Source organism: Microtetraspora sp. NBRC 13810 (genome assembly GCF_030268685.1).
Taxonomy (GTDB): domain Bacteria; phylum Actinomycetota; class Actinomycetes; order Streptosporangiales; family Streptosporangiaceae; genus BSRQ01.
Map to the genome: position 1 here is coordinate 1 of NZ_BSRQ01000009.1, position 22,800 is coordinate 22,800.

Below are 22,800 nucleotides of genomic sequence, written 5' to 3' on the forward strand. Positions count from 1 at the left end.
GCTTCAGCATGATCATCGAGGTGAACTGCTTGGTGACCGAGGCGATCCGGAAGACCGTGTCCGGCCGGTTGGGGATGCGCCTCTCCGCGTCCGCCGCACCGGCGGCGGCCCGCACCAGCACCTCCCCACGCCGCACCACCAGCACCGCCCCGGTGAACCGGTTGTTCAGGGCCAGATCCCGCAGGTACGCCCGCATCGCCGCGGCGGTCCGATCACCCGGCGCCGCCTTGACCGGCACATCCTGCGCGGGAGGGCTCGTGACGGCGGGAGTGCCCACGGGCATGGCCCCACCGGTCAGCGCGGCGCCGACCGCAAGAAACCAGACAATATTGTGAAACTTGGGCATATTATCCCCCGGGCACATACCGCGACGAGAACGTCCGGCGGACCATTCTTCCGGGGGTTTGTCTTCCGTTCACCGCAGGGCCGCAAACGGTAATCGACGCCTTTTTCCTGCTCCCTATCCCTTTGTTAGTGCTACTCGATGCCGGCCACCCCTGCGCGTCACCGGTACAGCAGCTGAACGACGGCCGCGGTGCCGACCACCACGATGAGGGTGCGCAATACCGTGGAGCTCAGTGCCGGCACCGACGCCCGCCACGAAGGTGACGATCATCTGTCCCGTCGTCACGCCGGGTCCTCCCTTGGCGAGGGCGTCAGAGCCCGGCCCGGCGGCAGGCGACGTCCGCGCATCTTCGAACCACTCACGGGACCTGGCACCGGGGTGTGCTGCTTTCACGGCATGGAGCCTAGGGATCACATGTTTCGACAGCAGCCGAAAGGTCACGTGCGACAGGGTTTGTCGTGCCGGTGGTGCTCGTCAGCCCTGATCAACGGCCGCGCCTGCCGGATCCTGACACGAACCTCGCTGCCGACCGGGGGGAGCTTGGCGGCGAGCAGGTCACCGGGGTGCAGGCAGGTCAGCGGGCCGGTGGGGGTGTCGACGTCGACACGGGTGGCGACGCCGAGCGCGACTGTCCGGCGCAGCGTCCCGATCACCGGCCGCACGTCATCGATGTGGTCCGACGGGTCGAGGGGCGGGTCGAGGGGCGGGGCGAGGGTCGGGTCGGCCGCCGGCAGGTCGAGGACGAGGTGGGTGTGCTCGGGTCGCGCCACGAGGGTGTGCGTCCGGCCGGTGAGAGCCGGCGGGAGGAGGTTGGTGTAACCGAGCAGCCGGGCCGTGCCGGCGTCGTCGGGGTGGTCCAGCACCTCGGCGGTCGGGCCGTGCTGGCGGATCCGGCCGTCGATCAGCAGCGCGGTGTCCTCGGCCAGGGCGAGGGCCTCCTGCCGGTCGTGGGTGACCAGGATCGTGGCGGTGGGCTGCCCGGTCAGCGCGGCGCGCAGGTCGGCGAGCAGGTCGGCGCGGGTGGTGCTGTCCAACCCGCTGAACGGCTCGTCGAGCAGGAGCACCCGAGGGCCGGCGGCGAGCGCGCGGGTGAGGCTGACCCGCTGAGCCTCGCCTATGGACAGGCTGCGGGCATCCCGGCCGGCGAGGGGCTCGATGCCGAGCGCCTCGATCCACGGCCGTGCGCGGATATGCGCTTCCCGGCGGCTTACACCGCGGAAACGCAGTCCGCTGATCACGTTGGCGGCGACCGTGCCGCGGCGCAGGATCGGCCGTTGCAGCACAGCACCGATCGCGTGGCGCATCATCGACCGCGTCGCGGGACGGCCGTCGAGCAGGATCTGTCCGCTGACACGATGGCTACTGAGCAGGCCCAGTGCGCGCAGCAGGGTGGACTTGCCGGCGCCGTTGGGCCCCAGTACGGCCAGCGTGCGTCCCGACGCGACGTGCAACTCCGGCACGTTGAGCAGTTCCCGGCCGTCGGCGTGCACGCGGAGGTCCCGGCACCCGATCCCGGCACTCTGGCTGCTCACCGCGGCACCGCCGGTCGCTGCTGGATCAGGGTCAGCGTCAGGTTCACGCCGAAGGCGATCAGCAGCAAGATCATGCCGAACGCGATCGCGAGCGAGAACTCGCCGCGGCTGGTCGCCAGTACCGCGGCGGTGGTCAGCACCCGGGTCTGTCCGGCCAGGTTGCCCCCGACCATCTGCGCGGCCCCGACCTCGCTCACCACCGCGCCGAACGCGGCCATGGCCGCGGCCAGCAGCGGCAACCTGGCCTCGCCCAGCAGCGCCGCGAGCGCGCGGATCGGGGTCGCTCCCAGGGCCTGCATCTGCACCCGGAAGTCGGGATCGACCTGTTGCAGTGCGGCCGCGACCAGTGCGACCACGATCGGGGTGGCGATCGCGGCCTGGGCGATGATCATCGCGGTGGGGGTGTAGAGCAGCCCGAGACCGCCCAGCGGCCCGCTGCGCCACAGCAGCACGGTGACGAACAGGCCGACCACCACCGGCGGCATGCCCATCCCCGTATTGGCCGCCGCGAGGAGGATCCGCCGGCCGGGGAGGCGTCCCAGCGCCACGAGCGCGCCCAGCGGCAGTCCCATCAGCAGAGCGATCGCGGTCGCGGTCAACGAGACCCGCAGGGTCAGCGCGATGATCGACCAACTGTCCTCATCCCCGGACAGCAGCAGTCGGATCGCGTCTACCAGCCCGCCGAACAGGACGTCCATCGAGCAACCTCCCCGGCCGGGCTCACTGGCCCAGTTCGGCTTCGTCCGCGCCGGCGTCCGGCGTGAACAACGGCTGGCCGAACTTCGCTCGCCCGAACTCACCGATGAGCCGCTGCGCGGGCGGGGCGACGATCCAGTCGGCGAACGCCTTCGCGCCGTCGGGCCGTACCCGATCGCCTGCCTTCTTGGTCATCTCGATGACGTGGTAGACGTTCAGCAGGCTCGGATCGCCCTCACTGAGCACCTCCAGCGCCAGGGTGCCGCGCTGGGTGAGATAGGTGGCCCGGTCCGACAGGGTGTAGGCGGCCTTCTCCCCGGCGACCCGCAAGGTCTCGCCCATGCCCTGCCCGGTGGACTGGTACCAGGATCCGCCCGGGGTCACTCCGGCCTTGGACCAGAGGTCCTTCTCCTTGGTGTGCGTACCCGACTCGTCGCCCCGGGAGACGAACACCTCCTGTGCGGCTGCGATCTTCTTCATGGCGTCCACGCTGCTCGTGCCGCGTACTTCGGCCGGGTCGGCCGCCGGACCGACCAGCACGAAGTCGTTGTGCATCACCAGCCGCCGCGAACCGGCGCTGCCCTCGGCGACGAACTTCTCCTCCGCCGCGGGGGAATGCACCAACAGCGCGTCGGCTTCCCCGCGGCGGCCCAGTTCGATGGCCTGCCCGCTACCGACCGCCAGGGTCTTGACCTGCCAGCCGCTGTCCCGGGTGAACGCGGGCAACAGCTCGTCGAGCAGGCCGCTGTCCTGGGTGCTGGTCGTGGTGGCCAAGATCAGCGATTTCTCCGCCGGGGGACCTGAAGCGGATCCACCTGAGGGCGCGGAAGTCCCGCACCCCGCCAGCAAGACCGCCGCTACGCATGCGAAAACAACAGAGCGCGTTCTCTCCAGCACTGTGACCCCTTCTGAGGTACTACAGATCAGTGCAAGCGTAAAGGTAAAGTAATGAAACGTGACCCGATACCGGGAGATTTGTGCCGATCTCGCCCATCGGATAAGCGCGGGGACCCTGCACCCAGGCGATGAACTCCCGGGGGTGCGCGATCTCGCCCAGCAGTGGCACACCACCGCCTCCACGGTCAGCCGGGCACAGCGCCGGCTGGCCGACGCGGGAGTGCTTGAGCTGGCCGACCGCCGCCGTGCACGCGTGGCCCCCGGTGCCGCGCTCGCTGCCCGGCGGTTCCTGCACGCGGACTCGGTTTTCACCCTCACCGGCAGCGACGATCCCGCTCTCGACCTCATCACCGGCGCGCTGGACGGCAAGCTGAGAACGGTCACCGGCGAGGGCAGCATCGCCGGCCTCGGCGCCGTTCGCCACGGTCGCGCGGACGGTGCCGCGATCCATCTGCTGCACCACACCGGGGTCTACAACGCGCCTTTCGCGCTCGGCATGCTGCGGGGCCTCGAACCGCACCTGATCCACCTCTGGCGACGCGAGCAGGGGCTGATCGTGCCGCCGGGCAACCCCCAGGGCATCACCGGCGTCGCCGATCTCACCGGGCGACGGGTCTCCGTCCGGCGTCCGGGTACCGGGACCCGGATCCTGCTGGACCGGCTGCTTCTCGCCGCCGGTCGCGACCCGGACGGTCTCCGGGGACCGGAGGTCGGCAACCACCTGGAGGTCGCCCTGGCAGTCGCCACCGGCACCGTCGACGCCGGCCTGGGAGTCCGCTCGGCCGCGATCAACATGGACCTCGAATTCATCCCCCTGGCCTGGGAGGAGTTCGACATCGGGCTGACCCGGAACGCTCTCGAACCGGCCGCCCAGCTCATCGCCGCGCTACAGACGCCGACGCTGCGTGACGCGATCTCCGCACTGGGCGGCTACGACACCTCCAGGTCCGGCGACGTCACGAAGCTCTCCGACACCCTGAGTCCGAAGGACGTAGCCACCCTGGTCCCCTGACCGACGCCCGCGCCCCCGCCAAGGCGTGACCATCGGGCATCGACCCCGACCAGCGCCCTGTCAGCGGATACGCCGCCCTGTTTCGGCACAGGAGTAACCGCCCAGACCTTCCACGCCGGCGCGGAAGTCGGGACTCTCCAGGAGCGCCCACAGCGGAGCCAGCAGTTCCTCGGAGATCTCCCCGGCGCGGAGCACCAGGTCGTACGGCTCCTGTGCCACCGGGATGAAGTCGAGCCCGAACGCGCGAGCGGCGGCGAGGATGCCCATGCCCGCATCCGCCCGGCCCGCGGCCACCGCCGCGGCCACCGCGAGGTGGGTGTGCTCCTCACGGGAGTAGCCGGGCACCTCGCTCGCGTCGATGCCGAGCTTCGCCAGCTCGTGGTCCAGCAGCGCACGTGTGCCGGCTCCGCGCTGCCGATTCACGTAATGGAGGTCGGGCCTGGTCAGGTCCTTGATTCCGGCCAGTTCGAGAGGGTTGCCGGGTGCGACGATCAAGCCCTGGTCCCGGTGGACGAGCCGGATCACGGCGACGTCCGCGTTCGGTCCCAGCAGCCTGTCCACGTACGGCAGCGTGTACTCGCCGGTCGACGGGTCCAGCAGATGCGACCCGGCGATGTGGCACAGGCCGTCGCGCAGGGCCACGAGGCCGCCCAGCGACCCGACGTTGGACGACGCCAGAGTGATCAGCGGGTCGGCGGCACGCAGGGCGGAGGCGGCGAGGTCGAGCACCAGGTCGTGCGAGCCGATCGCGACGACGGTACGGCCGATCTCCGACAGGCCGCGCAGCAGTTCGACCCGGACCTGCTCGCCGGCGTGGTGGCCCTCCACTCCGGAGGGCACCACGAGCAGGCCGTCGGCGCGCACCAGCGAAGTGAGCACGCCGGCCCCCCGGGGCAACGGGGTCGCGACGAGCTGGCCACGCACCTGCCCCAGACGTACCCGTACCCAGTCGTCCATCCCGATGGCGGACGGCAGCTTCCTCGCCAGGCGCGCGGAAGCCGACGGCCGTTCACGCGGCGCGGCGCCCTCCAGCTCTGCGAGTAGTGGAGCCGCGAAGATGTCGAAGGTCAGTGCCGCCGATACCGGATAGCCGGGGACTCCGATCACAGGAGTCGCGGCGACCGCCCCCAGGACGACCGGATGGCCGGGACGTACGGCGACCCCGTGGACCGCGACCACGCCGGCGCCGGCGACCACGCGAGCGGTGTAGTCGTCCCGCCCGGCGCTCGAACCCGCGATGAGCAGGACCAGGTCGGCCTCGACGGTGGCCTCCCGGAGCACCGCGGTGATGGCCTCGGGGTCGTCGGGGACGATCTCGGTGACCCGCGCCTCACCACCGGCCTCCCGGGCCTGCGCGGCCAGCATCATCGAGTTGGTGTCGAGGATGTCACCGGGGGTCAGGTCTGCCCCGATCGGGCGGATCTCGTCCCCGGTCGGCACGATGACCACGCGAGGCGCGCGGCGGACACCGAGTTCGACCACGCCGGCCGCGGCACAGGCGGCGACGTCGACGGGGCGCAGCCGGTGGCCTTCCGGGAGCAGCAACTCACCGGCGCTGATGTCCTCGCCGATCGACCGGACGTGCTGGTAGGGCGGAACCGCCGCCCGGAGCTCGGCCCTGCCGTCCGCGACCCGGTGCACGTGTTCGCGCATGACCACGGCGTCGTACCCGTCGGGCAGCGGATCGCCGGTGTCGACGACCTCGAAGTCACCGGCGGCGAGAAGGACGGGGGTGGTCTCCGCCGCGCCCACGGTGTCGCCCGCGCGTACGGCGATGCCGTCCATGGCCGAGGAGTCGAAGGCGGGCGAGGACCGCCGTGCCCACACCGGCTCGGCCGTCACCCGGCCCACGGCGTCCGCGACCGGTACGCGGATGGCGTCGACCCGGAGCGGACACCCGGCGGCGGCACGCGCCTCGCGCCAGACGGTGAGGGCCTGGGCCGCGGGGACGTCGGAGACGAAGGGACTTGCTGCGCTCATCGGTACAGGATGACCTCTACATCGGTGCCCGCGTCCAGGCCGGTGGCCGGTTCCGGGATGATCAGGTAACCGTCGGCGCGGGTCAGCACCGACAGTAGCGCTGAGGGGCCGAAGAGCGGCTCCGCCACCCCGTCCCGGACTCGGACCTGGACCACGTCGAGCCGCCCGGCGACCGAGGGAAGGTCGCGCGAGAGCTGGGCACGGGTGCTCGGCTGCGGCGGCGCGTACTCGCAACCGGCGATACGCCACAGCAGCGGTACCCCGACCTGTCCGAACACGACCAGCGCGGACAGCGGGTTGCCCGGCAGCCCGATGAGCGGGATCCCGGCGCACTCCGCCAGCAGGGTGGGCTTGCCGGGTTTGATGGCGATCCCGTGGCACCAGATCTCGCCGATGGCGGCCACCGCGCCCGCGGTCTCGTCCCTCGAACCGACCGACGAGCCCGCCGATACGACCACCAGGTCGGATTCGGCCAGGACCTCGGTCAGCCGGTCCTTCAAGGCTCCCGGTTCGTCCGGGACGATGCCCGCGATGACCGGTTCGCCGCCCGCGTCGGCGACCAGCCCGGCCAGCGCGGACGCCGTGGCGTCTCGCACCTGGCCGGGCGCGAGGTCCACGGTCTCGGGTGGCACCACCTCGTCGCCGGTCGAGATGATCGCCACCCTGGGACGGGCGTGCACGGCGACCGTGGACACCCCCGCCGCGGCGAGGAAGCCGAGGTCCGGCGCGCGCAGCGGCCGGCCGCCGGACACCAGCGCGGCACCGGCCGCTATGTCCTCGTCGGCGCGCACGATGCCACCGCCCGGCGCCACCGGCCGGGTGACCTCGATCGTGCCCGGCATCGTCTCAGCGGTGTACTCGACCATCACCACCGCGTCGGCACCGGCCGGCAGCACTCCCCCGGTCGGCATCGCGACGCATCCGCCGGGCCGGACCGCCACGGTGGGCTCGGCGCCCATCCGCACCGCGCCGAGCAGGTCGAGGTAGGACGGAAGCCCGTCGGAGGCTCCGTAGGTGTCCGAGGCCCGGACCGCGAAGCCGTCCACGGTGGAGCGTGCGAAGCCGGGCAGGGCAGCCGGCGCGGGTATGTCCGCGACCGGCACCCGGCGCAGCGCCGCCGCCGGCGGAACGTACTCCACGGGCGTGCGGTGAGCGGGCCGGAATCCGGACAGGACCTCGGCCAGCGTACGGGCGGTGAAGAACTCCCGGCCGCTCAACGATCCGGTTGTCCCGTCGAGCCTTCTGGCCGCGGCTGCGGGCGAGCCGCCGCGGCGCCCTTGTCCAGTCCGAGCACGGACACCACCGGCCCCAGTGCGACCTGTCCGAGCCCGCAGATCGACGTCTTGCGCATGGCCTCCTCCAACTGCAGGATCCGCCCGCTCTGCGCTTCGTCAAGGGTGGAGGAACCCGAGTCCAGCACGCCGCGCAGCAAGTCGTGGGCCTTGGTGGACCCGACCCTGCACGGTACGCACTTGCCGCACGACTCGTTGCGGAAGAAGCGCAGCACGTTCGTCGAGGCGGCCAGGAGATCGGTGCCCTCGGCGAGCACGACCAGGGCGCCGGAGCCCAGCATGGTCCCGGCCTCGGCGAGCGTCCCGAAGTCCAGGGCGAGGTCCAGTTTGTCGGGGCCGATGAAGTTGGAGGACGCTCCACCCGGCTGCACGGCGCCGACCTGGGCGCCGTCGAGCACGCCGCCGGCGATGTCGATCAGCTCTCGAACCGTCGTGCCCATCGGCACGCAGTACACGCCGGGGTTCTCCACGTGCCCGGACACGGCGAAGAACTTCCAGCCGACGGAGTCGCCCGCGCCCTGCTCCGCCCACCACTCGGCGCCACGCTGAAGGATCACCGGCACGTCGGCGAAGGTCTCCACAGAGTTGATCAACGTCGGGCGGCCGTGCAGCCCGTAGTTGCCGGGGAAGGGCGGCTTGTTGCGCGGCTCACCGCGGTGACCCTCCATGCACTCCAGGAGCGCGGTCTCCTCACCGAGGATGTAGCCACCGGGCGAGACGAAGATGTCGAGTTCGAGACGGCGGCCACTGCCGCAGGCGTTCTGCCCGATCACCCCGGCCTCGCGCAGTGCCGCGATCTCCGCGTGCAGCACGCGCTCCTCGGGGCCGTACTCGTGCCGGATGAAGATCCAGCCCTGCTCGGCTCCGACCACCGCCATGCCGAGCAGGATGCCCTCGATCACGAGGTGCGGCTGGTCGGTCAGGATCTGGCGGTCCTTGAACGTGCCCGGTTCGGACTCGTCGGCGTTGCAGATCGCGTACTTGACGCTGCCCGGCTCGGCGGAGGCGACCAGGCCCCACTTCCTGCCCGTGGGGAACCCGGCGCCGCCCATCCCGCGCAGGCCGGAACTCTCCAGCGTGGCCACCACGCTGTCCGCACTCATCTCGCCGGCCAGCAACGCGCGCAGGCTCGCGTACCGCGCCGAGACATCCGATCCGGCCGGGTACGGGTCGTTCGGCCAGGGCTCGGTCCGTCCCGTGACGGTCACCTCGGCGAGCTCGTCGTCCCGCGCGGCGCCGACCAGCGCGTCGACGTCGGCCACCGGCGCCGGCTGCTCGTTGACCGCCAGCGCCGGGGCGATGTCGCAGCGGCCCAGGCAGGACACCTCGGTGAGCTCGATCTCGGTGTCGTCACCGTAGCGTGCACGCACCTCCGCGATCCGATCGTCGGCGGACCGCAGCCAGCACGACAGGTCGTGGCACACGTTGATCGCGACCTTGGCGGGCGGGGTCGTCCGGAAGTGCGGGTAGAACGAGATCAAACCCTCGATCTCGTACCGCGGACGCCGCATGGTGCGGGCGAGCTCTTCGAGCTCCTCTCGCGGCAACCAGCCCAGCCGCGCCTGGATGGCGTTGAGCGCCGGGATCAACGACGGCCCGGGGAACTTCCCGGCCCGTGCCTCGACACCGGGGACCTGGCGGCGTCCCAGCTCGGAACTCAGGGTCATTTAGACACTTCCCATGCTGCTGAGGGGCTCCGCGTCGACCGCGCTCAACGCCTCGACCTGGATCGCACAGAACTTGAACTCGGGGATCTTGCCGTAGGGGTCGATCTCGTCGATCGTCAGGAGGTTGGCCGCCGCCTCCCGGAAGTGGAACGGGATGAAACAGTTGCCCAGCTGCTCACGGTGCGAAATGCGCACCTGCAGCTCGATGGCTCCACGCCGGGAACGCACCCGGACCCGCTGGCCGTGCGCCAGCCCCCGGTCGGCGGCGTCCTTGGGGTGCATGTACACCTCGGCGATCGGCGAGATCGTGTCCAGCGCGTAGGACCGGCGGGTCATCGACCCGGTGTGCCAGTGTTCGAGCAGCCGGCCGGTGTTGAGCACCAGCGGGTACTCGGCGTCCGGCAGTTCCTTCGCCGGGAGCCAGTGCGCCGGTACGAGGTGGGCGAGGCCGTCGTCGGTGTTGAACCGCTCGTCGAACAGCACCACGGTTCCGTCGGAGTGCTCGGGGTCCTCGTTCGGGTAGAGCTTCCCGGTCAGCCCGAGGTTGTCGTGGCGCAGGTTCGCGTACGAGGGCATGAGCGCGACCATCTCGTCGAACACCTCGCTGGGAGAGGAGTACGACCAGTCCAGCCCGATCCGCCGGGCGATGTCCTGGATGATCTCCCAGTCCACCCGCGCCTGGCCCGGTGGGTCCATCACCTTGCGGCCGAGCTGCACCCGGCGGTCGGTGTTGGTGTAGCTCCCCTCCTTCTCCAGGTAGGACGACGCCGGCAGGATGACGTCGGCGAACTCCGCGGTCTCGGTGAGGAAGATGTCCTGCACCACCAGGAAGTCCAGCGCGCCCAGGGCCTTGCGCACCTTGTTGATGTTGGGGTCGGAGAGGAACGGGTTCTCGCCGAGCATGTACATGCCGCGGACGCCGCCGGGCTTGAGCACCGAGCCGATGATCTCGGTGACGGTGAGGCCGCGGTTGGGGTCGAGCTCCGTGCCCCAGGCCTCCTCGAACCGCCGGCGGGTGGCGTCCGCGTCGACGCCCTGGTAGTCGGGGTAGAACATGGGGATCAGTCCGGCGTCGGAGGCGCCCTGGACGTTGTTCTGCCCGCGCAGCGGGTGCAGGCCGGTGCCCGGCTTGCCGACGTTGCCGGTGATCGAGCACATCGCGATCAGGCAGCGGGCGTTGTCGGTACCGGTGGTGTGCTGGGAGATGCCCATGCCCCAGTAGATGACGCCGGCCTTCGCCTCGCCCCAGACGCGCGCGACCTCGCGGATCAGGTCCGCGTCGACGCCGGTGATCTGCGCGGCCCGCTCCGGCGGGTAGTCGTTGACCGTACGGACCAGTTCCTCGAAGTTGGAGACCCTGGCCTTGATGAACTCCAGGTCGATCAGGCCGAGCCGGATCACCTCGTGCATGATCCCGTTGTAGAAGGCCACGTCGGTGCCGGGCTTGACCTGGCAGTGGTAGTCGGCGTGCTCGGCGACCGTGCTGGCCCGGGGGTCGACATAGATGATCTTCGTGCCACGCCGCCGGGCCTGCTTGAAGAAGGAGCTGGCGACGGGGTGGTTCGCCGTCGGGTTGGAACCGGTGATGATCACGACATCGGCGTTGGCCACGTCACCGTAGGTGGTCGACACCGCGCCGGAGCCGACGCCCTCGAAGAGCGCGGCCACCGACGAGGCGTGGCAGAGCCGGGTGCAGTGGTCGACGTTGTTGGTGCCGAACCCGGCCCGGATCAGCTTCTGGAAGAGGTACGCCTCTTCGTTGGAGCACTTCGCGGAGCCGAACCCCGCGATGGCGCCCGCTCCCTGCTCCGCGTGGATCTCCGTCAGCCGCCGGGCGACGAGGTCGAGCGCCTCTTCCCAGGTGGCCTCGCGGAAGTGCGGCAGAACCTCGTCGTAGTCGACCAGGCCGCCCGGCTTGCGGCGGCCGTCCTTGCCGTTCTTGCTGAGCTTCGCGCTACGGCCTCCGCCGCTGCGGTTCCCGCCGTCGCCGGCGCGTCCCCGATCGTTGCCCGCGTCGCCGCGGACGTCCTCCGACAGCGGCCCCTTGGGGTAGGACGAGTCCTTCCGGATCAAGGGCACGGTGAGCCGCTGCGGCGACGCCGCGTAGTCCCAGCCGTACCGGCCCTTGACGCACAGCCTGCTCTTGGAGCCCGGCTGGTCACGGCCTTCCGCGAAGGCGATCGCGCCGCGGGACCGGTCGACGTAGTAGGTGAGCGCGCAGCCGACACCGCAGTACGGGCACACGCTGTCCACCGCGTCCAGCGTCTCGCGGGGCTGGATGGGGATGTTGTTGATCGCCTTGTTGGTCAGGGCGCCGGTGGGACACGCCTGCACGCACTCGCCGCAGGTCACGCACGAGCTGGCGCCCATGGGGTCGTTGAGGTCGAAGGCGATCGTGGTCGAGTAGCCCTTGCCCGAGCGGCCGATGACGTCGTTGCCCTGGATGTCGTCGCATGCGCGCACACAACGGTCGCAGAGGATGCACGCGTCGTGGTTGACCTCGATCACCGGGTTCGACGAGTCCAGCCCTCGGCCGGAACCGCACGGCAGATCGGTCGTCTCCTTGGCCACGTCGAACCGGTCGGCGAGTTCGAGGAGCAGGTTGTCGCCGGTCGTCGTCTGTTTCGGATCCTCCGCCCGCGGCGGCTGGTCGGAGATGAGCAACTCGGTCAAGGTCGCCCGGTTGCGCTCCAGCTCCGGAGTGCTGGTCCTGACCTGCATGCCGTCGTCGCAGGGGCGCACACACGCCGCGGCGAAGGCCCGGCCGCCGGTGTCCACCACGCACATCCGGCACACGCCCACGGGGTCGTAGCGCTCGTCGTGGCACAACACCGGGATATCGATGCCGACCTGCTTCGCGGCATCGTAGATGCTGGTGCCCTCCGGCACGGTCACGGTACGGCCGTCGATCTCGGCTGTCACGGTCCGGACGGCCGACGCCGGCTCTTCAAGGATCGTCATCTCAACCCCGTCAGTCGAGCGGTTAGAGAGCATACAGAATACGCCATACAGTGTACCGCGGCAATCTTGGTATCACCTTAATGCCACTTACCCACTTAGATCGTTGTTAGTGCCAGGATGACCGGATTGTCAAGTTTCGCGAAAGTTTGCCCTCGCGATTCTCCGCGTATTCAGAGGCGGCCCGCATATGAAGGGCAAGGAGCTAAGCGTCGAGCAGCAGGTCATCAAGGCCGGCCGCGGGGATGCGCCCCTCCTCGTCCAAGCCTCGCGCCGCATAGTATCCGGCGATCATCGACCCCAGGCGACCGGCGTCGAGCACCGCACTACGGCCGGAACCCAGCTCCAGCGGCGTCTCCAGCATCCGGGCCGGCAACGTGTCGTCGGCCGCGGTGGCGCCCTCACGCAGGTTGAACGCGCGTTTCGCCCGGACGATCCGCCGAGCGGTGTCCCGCAGTTCACCGGCGTCCAACGTCCACCCCGTGACCAGTGCGAGCAGCCTGGCCCAGTCCGTGAAGGGATCATCGAAGACACCGCGCAAGAATTTGCACAGAATCATCGAATCCATGACGGCAGCTCGATCCTCGGTGCCGACCGCGGCGGCGACGTGGGCCGCTCCGCCATCCAGCCGGTCAAGCTCACCCGACAGGTCGGCCTCGTACGCCCCGGACCGGTTGTGGTCGGCCCCCCTGGCGTTCACCGCGAGCCCGAGCGCCATCGACTGGAGGCTTCGCGGCTCGTAACCGGGCAGCTCCAGCCCCTTGACCTGCGGCGCGAAGTCGATCGAGTCGTGCCCGACCACCTCGGCCGCCCGGCGCGAACCCCGCGCCAGCAACTCCCCCAGGCCCGGCGACCGCGTCCCGATCGCATCCAGCGCGCGCAACACCGCCGCGCCGTCGCCGAACCGCAGCCACGGCTCGTCGATGAGGCCACGCTCGACACACTCCATGGCCCAGGCGATCGTGCCGCCCGCCGAGATCGTGTCGATTCCCAGCTCGTCGCAGCGCGCGCTGGCGGCGAACACGTCGTCGGGGTCGGACACCCCGCACAGCGGGCCGAGCGCGAACACGTTCTCGTACTCCATACGCTGGCTTCCGCCGCCCTTGCGCGAGTAGATGTGCTCACACCCGATGGAGCACGACGCGCAACTGTTGCGCGCCACTCCGCGCAGCTCGTGCAGCTCTTCGGCGGCCAACTGAGGTGCGCCCTCGAAGGTCGCCGCGGTGAAGTTACGCGTGGGCAGGGTGCTGACGGCGTTGAAGGCCAGGAGGTTGGCCAGTGTGCCGAGTTCCCGGTACTTCGCGGTGGCCGGCCCGAAGCTGCGCCTACGCAGGTCACGGGCGGCGGCGAGGACACCGGCCTGATCGGCGACCGACACCTTGGTCGTCGCCCTGACCAGCACGGCCTTGATGTTCTTCGCGCCCAGCACCGCGCCCAGGCCACCCCGGCCGGCATGGCGGCCGTCATGGCTGATCGTCGCGTATCGCACCTGGCGCTCGCCGGCCGGGCCGATGGCCGCGGTCCGCCAGTTCCGGCCGAAGCGCGACTTCGCCGAGGTCTCGGCCTCCGCGGCCGGCAGCCCGGCCAGCTCCGGCGCCGGTTCGAGGCGCACGCCGTCGCCGTCGATCAGAAGCACCGAGAGCTCGTCCGCACGGCCGCGGATCACGATCGCGTCATGCCCGGTGAGCTTTCCGGCGATGGCGAACTGGCTGGAGGCGAGGGCATCGGTCAGCAGTCCGGTCAACGGCGACTTGGCCACCACCGCGAACTTCGCACTGGTCGTCAACGGAGTCCCGACCAGCGAGGAGAAGACGAAGGCCAACGGCGCTTCCGGGGCCAGCGGGTCGACCCGGGGAGGCGCCAGCCGGTGCAGCAACCAGGTGCCGAGCCCCACGCCGCCCAGATATGAGCGCAGCACGCGCTCACTCAGCTCGAAGGCGTCGCCTGTCGCCTCCCCGCCGTCGACATCGACGAGCAACGCTCTCCCGAAGAAACCACCAGGCGTCATGCCTCGACTCTAAAGCCTCAGCCGCCGGCGTCCGCGGACAGGAAGGCGACGGTGTCCCCCACCACCAGCGGCAGCGACTCGTCCCGGGTCACCTGATCGCCGTTGATCGCGGCCACGACGTGGCGGTCCAGCTCCAGCCCCACCGCGGCCGCCGCGGCTCCGAGCGTGGCGGCCCGGACACCGCGCGGCCGGTGCCCGCCGTTCCTCGCCAACGCGCCGAAACACTCGACGACGATCTCCGGCGGCAGCCGGTCACGCGCCGCCGCGTACTCCTCCGGGGTGTTGACGTTCACCACGGATTCCAACGTCGGATCATGTCGCATGACCGCGGTGTCGGCGAGCAACTGCTCGTCGCTCAACTGGGCCACCTGGCAGTGCTTGAAGAGCATGCCGGGCCGCAGGTCGCCTTCGGCGAGGAGGTCGGCGATCAGCCCGGCCAGGGCGGTCCGGTAGCCGGCGGCCAGCGGTTGCCGGAAGCCGCGCGCCACCGGTAGCGCCATGTCGGTCCCCGGGCTCAGCCCTCGCAGCACACAACGGATGTAGGCCGGATGCAGGAACGGCAGATCGGTGGAGCACGCGAACGCCGTCTCGGCCCGGTCGGCCACCGCCGCGAGCCCCACGGCCAGGCCCTGCATGGGCCCCAGCCCCTCCACGGGATCCTCGGCCACCGTGACCCCCGACGGAAGCGGCGGCAACTCCTGGCCGGGCGCGGCGACCACGACGACCGGCCCCCCGACCGTCCTGGCGAGCACCGCGGCGGTGCGATACAGCAAGGTCGATCCGTGCCACTCCAGCCAGGCTTTGGGCTTCCCCATCCGGGTGGAGCGCCCGCCCGCCAGCACAACGCCCGCAGCAGTCTGCATGCCCGCATGCTAGGCGACGCCAACCGCCTCTCCGGACACTCGGGCGGTACGGCCGGCGCGTGACAGGTCGAAGATCTCGTGCAGAGGATGTCGAGAACGACCGGCCGGCTCCGTCCCAGGGGCGGATGCGGCCACCGTGGCCGCACCACACCAAGGAGACCCAGCATGACGATCCGGCGAATGGACAACGTCCTCATCGTTGTCGACGACCTTGACGCTGTTATCTCGTTCTTCGTCGAACTCGGCATGGAGCTGGAGGGCAGGGCGCCGATCGAGGGACGCTGGGTGGAGCGCGTCATCGGGATCGACGACGTCCGGCAGAACGTCGCGATGCTGCGGACCCCGGACGGCCACGGCCGGATCGAGCTGGCGATGTTCCACACGCCCAAGGCGATCAGCAGCGAGCCGAAGGACGCACCGGCGAACACACTGGGCATCCGTCGCATCATGTTCGCCGTCGACGACATCGAGGACGTCATCGCCCGCCTGCGCACCCACGGCGCCGAACTCGTCGGCGAACTCGCGCAGTACGAGAACAGCTACCGGCTCTGCTACGTCCGCGGCCCCGAGGGCATCGTCGTCGGACTGGCCGAACAGGTCCATGCCGCCACGCCCTGACCACGCGGCGGCCCCATCCTGGGCGGCTCCGAACCAGCTCGACTCGGCGCCCAACGCCGCGGTGCCGCCGGCGCCATCAGTCGGCGGTGGATGATGTCGGTGTGCTCATTCGCATCGAGGCGTCCGAACTGCCGGGCCGGGACTGCGGTCAGGCGCCGGGCTTTCCCGGATACCGCAACATCCAGGTCGGGGTGCAACGGCGGGATCGCCGAGATGAGATCCTCGGGCTCCATCCCGGTGACGCATCGGCGGCGGTCTGGGAGCTGGAGGTCACCGCCACAGCGAAGGAGGCCGGGTGGGATCTCCTCGGCCCGTACGTACAGGGCAGGCCGGGGGCCCGGTTCGTGTACCTGTCGTGGGGCGCGCTGGGCGACGACGGCGTGTTGTCGATGTTCCGCCGGGCGAAGTTGCACTTCGACGCCATCCCGCCGAACGTCCTGGAGCACGCGGTGCACAGTGGGATGCTGGTGGCCCGGCTGTCCTTGACCGACTCCCGCGGGCAGCCGTTGTGCGCGGCGGTCCGTCCTCCCCTCATCGACTGGTCCGCCCCCGCGCCCTGAACCGGTCACCGGATGAGGTTGGCGTGCGGTTTCGGCAGGTCTGTACGTGTTTTTTTAAGAAATAGCACTATTTACTTCCTAAATCCCTAAATTTCGGGAAATTGGAGGTAGTATCAAAAGTACCGAGGATTTTTCGAGCGTTGGCACTCAGGTCGGCGTCGCCCCCGGCGATAGACCACTTCGGCCCCCGCAAGGGGGCCTGGACAGGCCAGGCGACCATGACGCCGACAGTCCTTTCTCATCTCAAGCCGCTCAGCGCCGTAACCGGCGCACCCCCCGTGATCGACTCCACGGTCCGGCTCAGGCTGGATCCCGCGCTCCGCCGGCGGGGCACCATGGACGGGGCGTGGTGGCCGCACTCTCGTGACGCCGCCGCCGAACTGCCCGGCCTCATCGCCGCCGTCGACCAGCGACTCGGCAGGATGACGCTACGCGTCGGCCTGCATCCCGACGCCTGGGACAACATCCCGCGCCGTCTCCCGGCCCGTGGGCGGCAGGTCCGGGTGGGCTGGTTCCGCCACACCGACCCGCACCTGATCAGCCTGATCCCCCTGGGAGCAGAGCCGATCATGCTGCTGGTCATCCCGCCGGGCAGCGCAGCCGGCCCGGCCGCGGCGGCGCTCTCGCTCGCCGCCCGGGGAACGCCCGGCCTGCGCCCGGCCGACATCCTCACCGCCGCTCAACGATCCACGACCGGTACCGGTACGCCGGAGGGCGACGGTCCGGCCGAGTGGGAGAACGAGGGCGGGCACATCATCGATCAGCGCCCGCGCAGTACCCGGCAAGCACGGGCCGGGCGATACCGGCACCGCCCGGCGACTGCCGAACGGCCGCCCCACCCGACGACCACCTCATCTCTGATGCCATGGAAGAACCCCATGGCCGTCCCCGACACCTTCCCGTTTGGCGTACCTGACACCTTCCCGCTTGGCGTCCCCGACGCCTTCCCGCTTGGCGTTCCCGACGCCTTCCCACTTGGCAGGGGCGACCGATCGGCCTCGACCACCGTCCACCTGTCCGGTGAGATCGACCTCCTCACCAGCCCGGCACTGCGCGAGCGCCTCCTGGCCGCCCTGCGGTCCAGCGCGAGCCTGCTCATCCTCGACCTGTCCGGCGTGTCGTTCTGCGACGCCTCCGGCCTGGCCGTCCTGGTCGGCATCCAGCGCCGCGCCAGGCCGATGGGCATCACCCTCGCCCTGGCCGCACCCCGCCCGCACATGTCCAAGCTGCTGCGCATCACCGGCCTGGACCGACACCTGCCGGTGACGGCGTAACCGGATCCGGCGGAGGCTACGCCGAGCCCGCCCTCTGACGTGCCACCAACGGTCGGCCTACCTCATGACGACCGAGGGCGCTGCGCCCCGGCCGAGTACCGAGACCAGACCGGGTCCCCCGGCCACGTCCGTGGCTCCGGCGACCCGCGCTCGTGTCCATCGCTTCGCTTTCACTTGGCGTCCCGAAACGTTGCCGAGGGTGTGGCCGCTTCGGGTACGGGCAGGCGAACCCTGTTTCCGTGGAGTGCGAAGGCGCACCCGCGTTCCATGAGAAAGGCGGCTGGAATGACTTCGGCAGATGCGAGAACTGTGCCGGCACCGCTCATCGACGGGCACAAACCCGTGGCCGCTGTGATCGCGTTGTGGGTGTTCGTGCTGGTGCCGTTCGCGGCGCTGGCCGCCGCGGTACCGGTCGCCTGGGGGTGGGGGCTGAGCTGGGCCGACGTGGTCATCGCGGCCATCGCGTATGTGGTCACCGGGCTCGGCATCACGGTGGGGTTCCACCGCTATCTCACCCACGGCTCGTTCAAGGCCGGCCGGTCGCTGCGCGTCGCCTTGGCCGTGGCCGGGAGCCTGGCCGTGCAGGGTCCGGTCATCCAATGGGTGGCCGATCACCGGCGGCACCACGCCTTCGCCGACCGCGAGGGAGACCCGCACTCCCCCTGGCGCTACGGTCACAGCGTGCGCGCCCTGGCGAAGGGCCTGGCCTTCTCGCACGTGGGCTGGATGTCCAACCGTGATATCACCAACCCGCGTCGTTTCGCCCGGGACCTGCTCGCCGATGCCGACATCGGCCGGGTGGACCGGCTGTTCCTGCCGCTGGTGGCGGCCTCGCTCCTCCTGCCTCCCGGAGCCGGTCTACTGCTCACCGGTACCTGGCAGGGAGCGGTGACCGCGTTCTTCTGGGGCACCCTGGTACGGATCGCGCTGCTCCACCACGTCACCTGGTCGATCAACTCCATCTGCCACGTCTTCGGCGAGCGCCCGCTGAAAACACGCCCCGGGGATCGGGCCGCCAACTTCTGGCCGCTAGCGATCTTGTCGTTCGGCGAGAGCTGGCACAACGGCCACCACTCCGATCCCACCTGTGCCCGCCATGGCATGCTGCCCGGCCAGATCGATCCCTCCGCCAGGCTGATCCGGCTACTGGAAGGGCTCGGCTGGGCCCGCGACGTGCGCTGGCCCACTCCAACCCGCCTGGCCACACGACACCGGAAGCCGTCCCCATAAGGTCTTCGGGCCGTGCATGCCCTTCGAGCCGTGCATGCATGGCCCGCAGCCCGTTCCAGGAAGCCACAGCGTTTTGAGCGGCGGCCTCAGTCCTACCCCTCGATCGTTGATCACGCGGACGCGGTCGCCGGCTCCGCACCTCGCCTCGGCGAGGACGGCCGCTGCTCCGGTACCTCGCCCCGTCGCCTACGGCTACGCTCAGCAACGATCAGGCCGGCCCCGATGGCTGCCGCCACCGGCCACTCGATCACCTCGAACGCGGCCAGAGCGGCGAGACCGCTGTAGTAAAGGAAGTGATCCGGCCGCAGAACCGACCGGGCGGTTCCCGCCACGGTGCCGACCACACTCCCGACCTGCTGGCGGCTGACGTTCGGCCGGTGGACATTGAGGCTGAGCATAGGCAGATCCAGTGTGAACCCGCGTCTCTGACCGTTGTGCTCCACGACCGGTCCTCTCCCCTGCTGCTCCTCGGGCTCGTGCGTCGCGATCCTCGCCGACCTGGGCTTGCGAGCGCGCGGTGCTGGCTCGGTCATGACTCCTCCTCCCAAGAGTTGGGGCATCGCTTCAAGCGGCTTCAATGTCCCCCTTCCTGGGGTGTACGCGCCCAAACCCCCACAGTCGCAAAAAACCCGCCCGCACCGATTACGCCTGACTCCACCGCACCGGCACCACCCACTTCACCGTCCCACCCCCGCAACCGCTCCCGCAAAGTCGCCGAACTCGACCTGGAGCCTGAGGCCCCCGCCCGGCTATGACTCATCCATGGGAACGCCGTAGAGGTGCTGTCGGACGGTGGCGTCTTGCTCCAAGAGGTGGTCGATGGTCTGTCAGCAGGTGGAGACCCACGGATGCGGAAAAGCCTCCTCACGGCTGAGCTTGCGGCCGTGAAATGCGATTCCTCTCACGACCACCCCCTCCTGGCCGCGTATCGGCCGCAGCTCGGTCCACCTCCCTTTCGGAGGCTGCGGGTCACAGGCTGCGGGCGGTGATGTGGCCGTTGGAGGTGGTGGCGTGGATGTCGAGTTGGGTGGTGCCGTCGTTCTTGAGGGCGTTGGAGATGCGGCCGTGGGCGGTGCCGGCGTCCAGGGAGGCCGAGACTCCGCCGGCGGCGGCGATCGAGATGTCACCGGACTGGGTACGGAGCACCACCGTGCCGCCCACGGCCTCGGCGATCCGGATGTCGCCCCGTGCGGTGCTGATCGCGCTGCTGATCTGCGCGGGGCCGCCCAGCCGGCCGACCTCGACGTCACCGTCGAGGGCGGTGAGGCGCACGCTCGCGGCCTCGTCGATCTTGATCTGGCTGTAGGCGCCTTCGAAGGCGACGTCGCCGAGGCGGCCGACGGTACGCAGCTCGGCGCTGGCCGCCTTGCCCTGGATGCGGGAGCCGGCGGGCAGCTTGACCGTCACCTCGATGGATCCAGACGGGCCGAAGTACTGGTTCGCCGCGGCGGTCTGGATCCGCAGGACGCCGTCAGCGTATGCGACGGTGGTCTGCTCCGCCGCCTTCACGTCGCGGCTCTTCGAGGCGTTCGCGGGCAGGACCTCGACCGCGGTGTCGGCCCGGTCGGCGGCGATGAACTGGACGCGTCCCGCGGGGATGTCCAGGACGGCGGAGATCGGGGCGGAGGTGTCGAACTTCTGCATCATGTGCTCCTTGCGCTGGTGTGGCCCAGTCCGCAGCCCCGAGGCCGCGATCGCTGAGCCGTTCATGGCTTTACGATCGCCGACCGTTCTGATGCCGGGCTGTCGCCGTCCTGACGCCGCCGCTGACATACGGCGGAAGCAGCCGACCGGGCCTGACCCCGTGGCCGCGCAGGGATGTCCACGTGGGCCGACGTCCACACCCTTCGCAGAATAGATATTGAGAGGCATGCGCGAACGTACTTCCACGGGCACGTCGTCGGCCGCACGCCACCCCCGGCACTTGATCACTGGTGGTCGCGTCGCACGTGCGTCGGCGGCCGTCGCCGTTCTGAGCTGCCGGAGTGCGGGAATAGGGAGGCGTTTGTTGTGCAACTACGCCGACGGGCGGAGATTGCCGCTGGTCGCGGGCAGGGCGAACCCTTATCGAGGTGAGGCGTTCGATTCCGTCGAAGTGCTGGAGCTCGATTCATATGGATGTGTCGGTGCGCGTGCTGCCAGTACTGGCTCCTGTGGCCCCTTGATCAGAGGCTCATGTTGATCGACGATGGCGAAGAGGATCCTGGCGAACAACGAGCATGTGGTGGCCACCGCGACGGGTCCCGCACCCAGCAGGGCCACACGGGAGGGGTTGAACGTGTCGAAAAGCGACTTGCAAACCGCGCTGGAACAGGCGGTGCAGCTCGCCGGGTACACCAAAATAGCTGTCTACGGACTCGACGGCCAACTCTGAGCCGTCAGTCCCGATGATTTCAGTGTCCAGCCCGAGGAGTTTCAAGCGATCGTCAGCGCGGTCAATGACGTTTCCCTCCTGTATAATGACAACTATCTCTACTTTGAAGACGACGCGTACGAGTTGTCGTACGGTGAGAACCTGTTGACGTATACAGTCCCACAGTTCGTGGTCAGAGGTCTGGACGATAGAGACAGTGACGGCGTCGGCTGTGCCCTGGTTGAGCAGGGCCTCATCATCGCGCTGTTCAACGCAGATACGTCGGACGACGAATACACGTACATCGAAATCTTGGCCAATCTAGTTGGCACCCGGCGTAACTGACTTCTTCCGGCCCTGGAGCAGAAGAAAGCTGTCTTGGGGCGGCGGCGCGACCAGAGGCCGGCGGATGGCGTGAGTTCGGCGCGGCGCGCGTGCGGCGACGGCCCGGGGTCCTGCGCGCGCGTCGGAACCGGCCCCTAGGGGCCGCATGCCCGGCGCATGCCGGGGCGGGTCCTGGCGGACAAGGCGTGCTCCTCTTGCGGCAATCGCTACCGAGTGCGACACCGTCGAGCGGTGTTCCGGCAAGCTGAAGAGTCACAGGGCCGTCGCCCTGAGGACCGGCAAACGCCGGCTCATTCACCAGGGCCCCATCGACGTCGCCTCGATCAGGATCTGGCTCCGCACCCCAACTCCATGATCCAAGGGCCACGCCTTAAGGGTGAAGCCGCTGGCGGCCGAGGACCGTCAGGAGGCGGCGGGCGGTGCTGGCTCCGACGGGGTGCGTGGGATCTGGAGCGCAGGGGCGAACCAGGTTCTCGCTGGAGAAAGCAGGAGCAAAGTCACGATGAGCGCTGACCAGGGTGCGGTGAAGACCCAATCGAGGGTGCCTTCGATCAGGAAGTAGATGAAGTCGAGCAAGGGAATGGCGAGTTGGACGGCGATGGTGGCGTGACGGACCCGCGGACGACGGGTGTGCCACTGGTTCGCCAACCAGGCGGCGGCGAGTGGCGGGAGGAAGTAGAGGACGTAGAGCAGGTCCTCCAGGAAGTCGTTGGGGTCGAATTCCAGCCTCGGGATGAGCAGAACGATGCTGACCAGGGCGAGCGTCGCCTGGAACCAGATCAGGTTCCGGGCAACTTTTACAGAAAGGGGCATGCTGGGGGTCCACTTTCAGTTCTCGGGAGCGCGGCGGACGGGTCGCCGCACCGATAGTCCCATCTCTTCCGGCCCCTAGGACGAGAGCACCGAGGAGAGGGATCGTGACTCCTCGGGCTGGAACCCAATCCGCATCAGCAGCTCGGATCTTACCTTTGCCATGCCGTTCCATCTGGACCAATGCCCATCGCCGGTCTTCCTGGAACTCGCCGGCACAGCAGCGAACTGCAACCCGCTCTGCCTTTGAGGATCCCCGGAGCCGAATACGTCAGGATGCCGCGTGTGGAAGAGAACTACGCACTCACCCAGCAGGCTACCGAGACGATCACACAGGGAAGGCAAGCCACTACAATTGG

At 69.6% G+C, this 22,800-nt stretch carries 20 protein-coding genes; 7 read left to right on the forward strand and 13 right to left on the reverse strand.

Annotation, left to right across the window (positions count from 1 at the left end):
• The 4 genes from QSK26_RS19015 to QSK26_RS19030 all read right to left on the reverse strand — a co-directional run.
• Window positions 1–283 (reverse strand): serine hydrolase (locus tag QSK26_RS19015; protein ID WP_285776519.1); only part of this gene is annotated, 283 nt, incomplete at its 3' end.
• 500 nt (window positions 284–783) lie between these two features.
• Complete coding sequence (locus QSK26_RS19020) at window positions 784–1,878, reverse strand: ABC transporter ATP-binding protein (protein WP_285776520.1); 1,095 nt, start codon at window positions 1,876–1,878, stop codon at window positions 784–786.
• The gene (locus QSK26_RS19025; RefSeq protein WP_285776521.1) at window positions 1,875–2,576 is read right to left on the reverse strand and encodes an ABC transporter permease; all 702 of its coding nucleotides are present in this window, start codon (window positions 2,574–2,576) and stop codon (window positions 1,875–1,877) included. The genes QSK26_RS19020 and QSK26_RS19025 overlap by 4 nt, the downstream gene beginning before the upstream one ends.
• 22 nt (window positions 2,577–2,598) lie before the next feature.
• Window positions 2,599–3,645 carry an ABC transporter substrate-binding protein gene (locus tag QSK26_RS19030; protein WP_285776837.1) on the reverse strand — a complete coding sequence of 349 codons (1,047 nt, stop codon included), beginning with the start codon at window positions 3,643–3,645 and terminating at the stop codon, window positions 2,599–2,601.
• Between QSK26_RS19030 and QSK26_RS19035 the strand changes: the two genes are divergently transcribed.
• On the forward strand, window positions 3,530–4,483 hold the full coding sequence (locus QSK26_RS19035; protein ID WP_285776522.1) for a substrate-binding domain-containing protein: 954 nt from the start codon (window positions 3,530–3,532) through the stop codon (window positions 4,481–4,483). The genes QSK26_RS19030 and QSK26_RS19035 overlap by 116 nt on opposite strands.
• A 60-nt stretch (window positions 4,484–4,543) precedes the next feature.
• Here QSK26_RS19035 and QSK26_RS19040 read toward each other — a convergent pair whose 3' ends face one another.
• The 6 genes from QSK26_RS19040 to QSK26_RS19065 all read right to left on the reverse strand — a co-directional run bounded on the left by QSK26_RS19040 (window position 4,544) and on the right by QSK26_RS19065 (window position 15,251).
• Window positions 4,544–6,463, reverse strand: a complete 1,920-nt coding sequence (locus tag QSK26_RS19040) for a molybdopterin biosynthesis protein (protein ID WP_285776523.1) — start codon at window positions 6,461–6,463, stop codon at window positions 4,544–4,546.
• On the reverse strand, window positions 6,460–7,680 hold the full coding sequence (locus QSK26_RS19045; RefSeq protein ID WP_285776524.1) for a molybdopterin molybdotransferase MoeA: 1,221 nt from the start codon (window positions 7,678–7,680) through the stop codon (window positions 6,460–6,462). The genes QSK26_RS19040 and QSK26_RS19045 overlap by 4 nt, the downstream gene beginning before the upstream one ends.
• The gene (locus tag QSK26_RS19050) at window positions 7,677–9,422 is read right to left on the reverse strand and encodes an NAD(P)H-dependent oxidoreductase subunit E (protein ID WP_285776525.1); all 1,746 of its coding nucleotides are present in this window, start codon (window positions 9,420–9,422) and stop codon (window positions 7,677–7,679) included. Before QSK26_RS19050 ends, QSK26_RS19045 begins: the two co-directional genes overlap by 4 nt.
• Window positions 9,423–12,383 carry a formate dehydrogenase subunit alpha gene (gene fdhF / locus QSK26_RS19055; RefSeq protein WP_285776526.1) on the reverse strand — a complete coding sequence of 987 codons (2,961 nt, stop codon included), beginning with the start codon at window positions 12,381–12,383 and terminating at the stop codon, window positions 9,423–9,425.
• Window positions 12,384–12,585: 202 nt separating this feature from the next.
• The gene (locus QSK26_RS19060) at window positions 12,586–14,388 is read right to left on the reverse strand and encodes an aldehyde ferredoxin oxidoreductase family protein (RefSeq protein ID WP_285776527.1); all 1,803 of its coding nucleotides are present in this window, start codon (window positions 14,386–14,388) and stop codon (window positions 12,586–12,588) included.
• Between the two features lie 17 nt (window positions 14,389–14,405).
• On the reverse strand, window positions 14,406–15,251 hold the full coding sequence (locus QSK26_RS19065) for an NTP transferase domain-containing protein (RefSeq protein ID WP_285776528.1): 846 nt from the start codon (window positions 15,249–15,251) through the stop codon (window positions 14,406–14,408).
• Between the two features lie 180 nt (window positions 15,252–15,431).
• On the opposite strand from QSK26_RS19065, the gene QSK26_RS19070 reads away from it, so the two are divergent.
• The 4 genes from QSK26_RS19070 (at window position 15,432) to QSK26_RS19085 (ending at window position 18,933) form a co-directional block, all read left to right on the forward strand.
• Window positions 15,432–15,869: a VOC family protein gene (locus QSK26_RS19070; protein WP_285776838.1), complete on the forward strand. Its 438-nt coding sequence runs from the start codon at window positions 15,432–15,434 to the stop codon at window positions 15,867–15,869.
• Window positions 15,870–15,970: 101 nt separating this feature from the next.
• A complete protein-coding gene (locus QSK26_RS19075) occupies window positions 15,971–16,429 on the forward strand; it encodes a DUF5990 family protein (protein ID WP_285776529.1) in 459 nt (152 codons plus the stop codon).
• A gap of 278 nt (window positions 16,430–16,707) precedes the next feature.
• On the forward strand, window positions 16,708–17,703 hold the full coding sequence (locus QSK26_RS19080) for an STAS domain-containing protein (protein ID WP_285776530.1): 996 nt from the start codon (window positions 16,708–16,710) through the stop codon (window positions 17,701–17,703).
• 285 nt (window positions 17,704–17,988) lie between these two features.
• A complete protein-coding gene (locus tag QSK26_RS19085) occupies window positions 17,989–18,933 on the forward strand; it encodes an acyl-CoA desaturase (protein ID WP_502888724.1) in 945 nt (314 codons plus the stop codon).
• A 110-nt stretch (window positions 18,934–19,043) separates the two neighbouring features.
• Here the strand turns inward: QSK26_RS19085 and QSK26_RS19090 are convergent, their stop codons facing one another.
• Together QSK26_RS19090 and QSK26_RS19095 are read right to left on the reverse strand one after the other, a co-directional pair.
• A complete protein-coding gene (locus QSK26_RS19090) occupies window positions 19,044–19,466 on the reverse strand; it encodes a hypothetical protein (RefSeq protein ID WP_285776532.1) in 423 nt (140 codons plus the stop codon).
• Between the two features lie 436 nt (window positions 19,467–19,902).
• Entirely contained in the window at window positions 19,903–20,577 is a 675-nt protein-coding gene (locus tag QSK26_RS19095; protein WP_285776839.1) for a DUF4097 family beta strand repeat-containing protein, read from the reverse strand.
• A 544-nt stretch (window positions 20,578–21,121) separates the two neighbouring features.
• On the opposite strand from QSK26_RS19095, the gene QSK26_RS19100 reads away from it, so the two are divergent.
• Together QSK26_RS19100 and QSK26_RS19105 are read left to right on the forward strand one after the other, a co-directional pair.
• The gene (locus tag QSK26_RS19100) at window positions 21,122–21,307 is read left to right on the forward strand and encodes a hypothetical protein (protein WP_285776533.1); all 186 of its coding nucleotides are present in this window, start codon (window positions 21,122–21,124) and stop codon (window positions 21,305–21,307) included.
• A gap of 168 nt (window positions 21,308–21,475) precedes the next feature.
• The gene (locus QSK26_RS19105) at window positions 21,476–21,631 is read left to right on the forward strand and encodes a hypothetical protein (RefSeq protein ID WP_285776534.1); all 156 of its coding nucleotides are present in this window, start codon (window positions 21,476–21,478) and stop codon (window positions 21,629–21,631) included.
• 402 nt (window positions 21,632–22,033) lie between these two features.
• Here the strand turns inward: QSK26_RS19105 and QSK26_RS19110 are convergent, their stop codons facing one another.
• Complete coding sequence (locus QSK26_RS19110; protein ID WP_285776535.1) at window positions 22,034–22,444, reverse strand: hypothetical protein; 411 nt, start codon at window positions 22,442–22,444, stop codon at window positions 22,034–22,036.
• Between the last annotated feature and the right edge of the window lie 356 nt (window positions 22,445–22,800).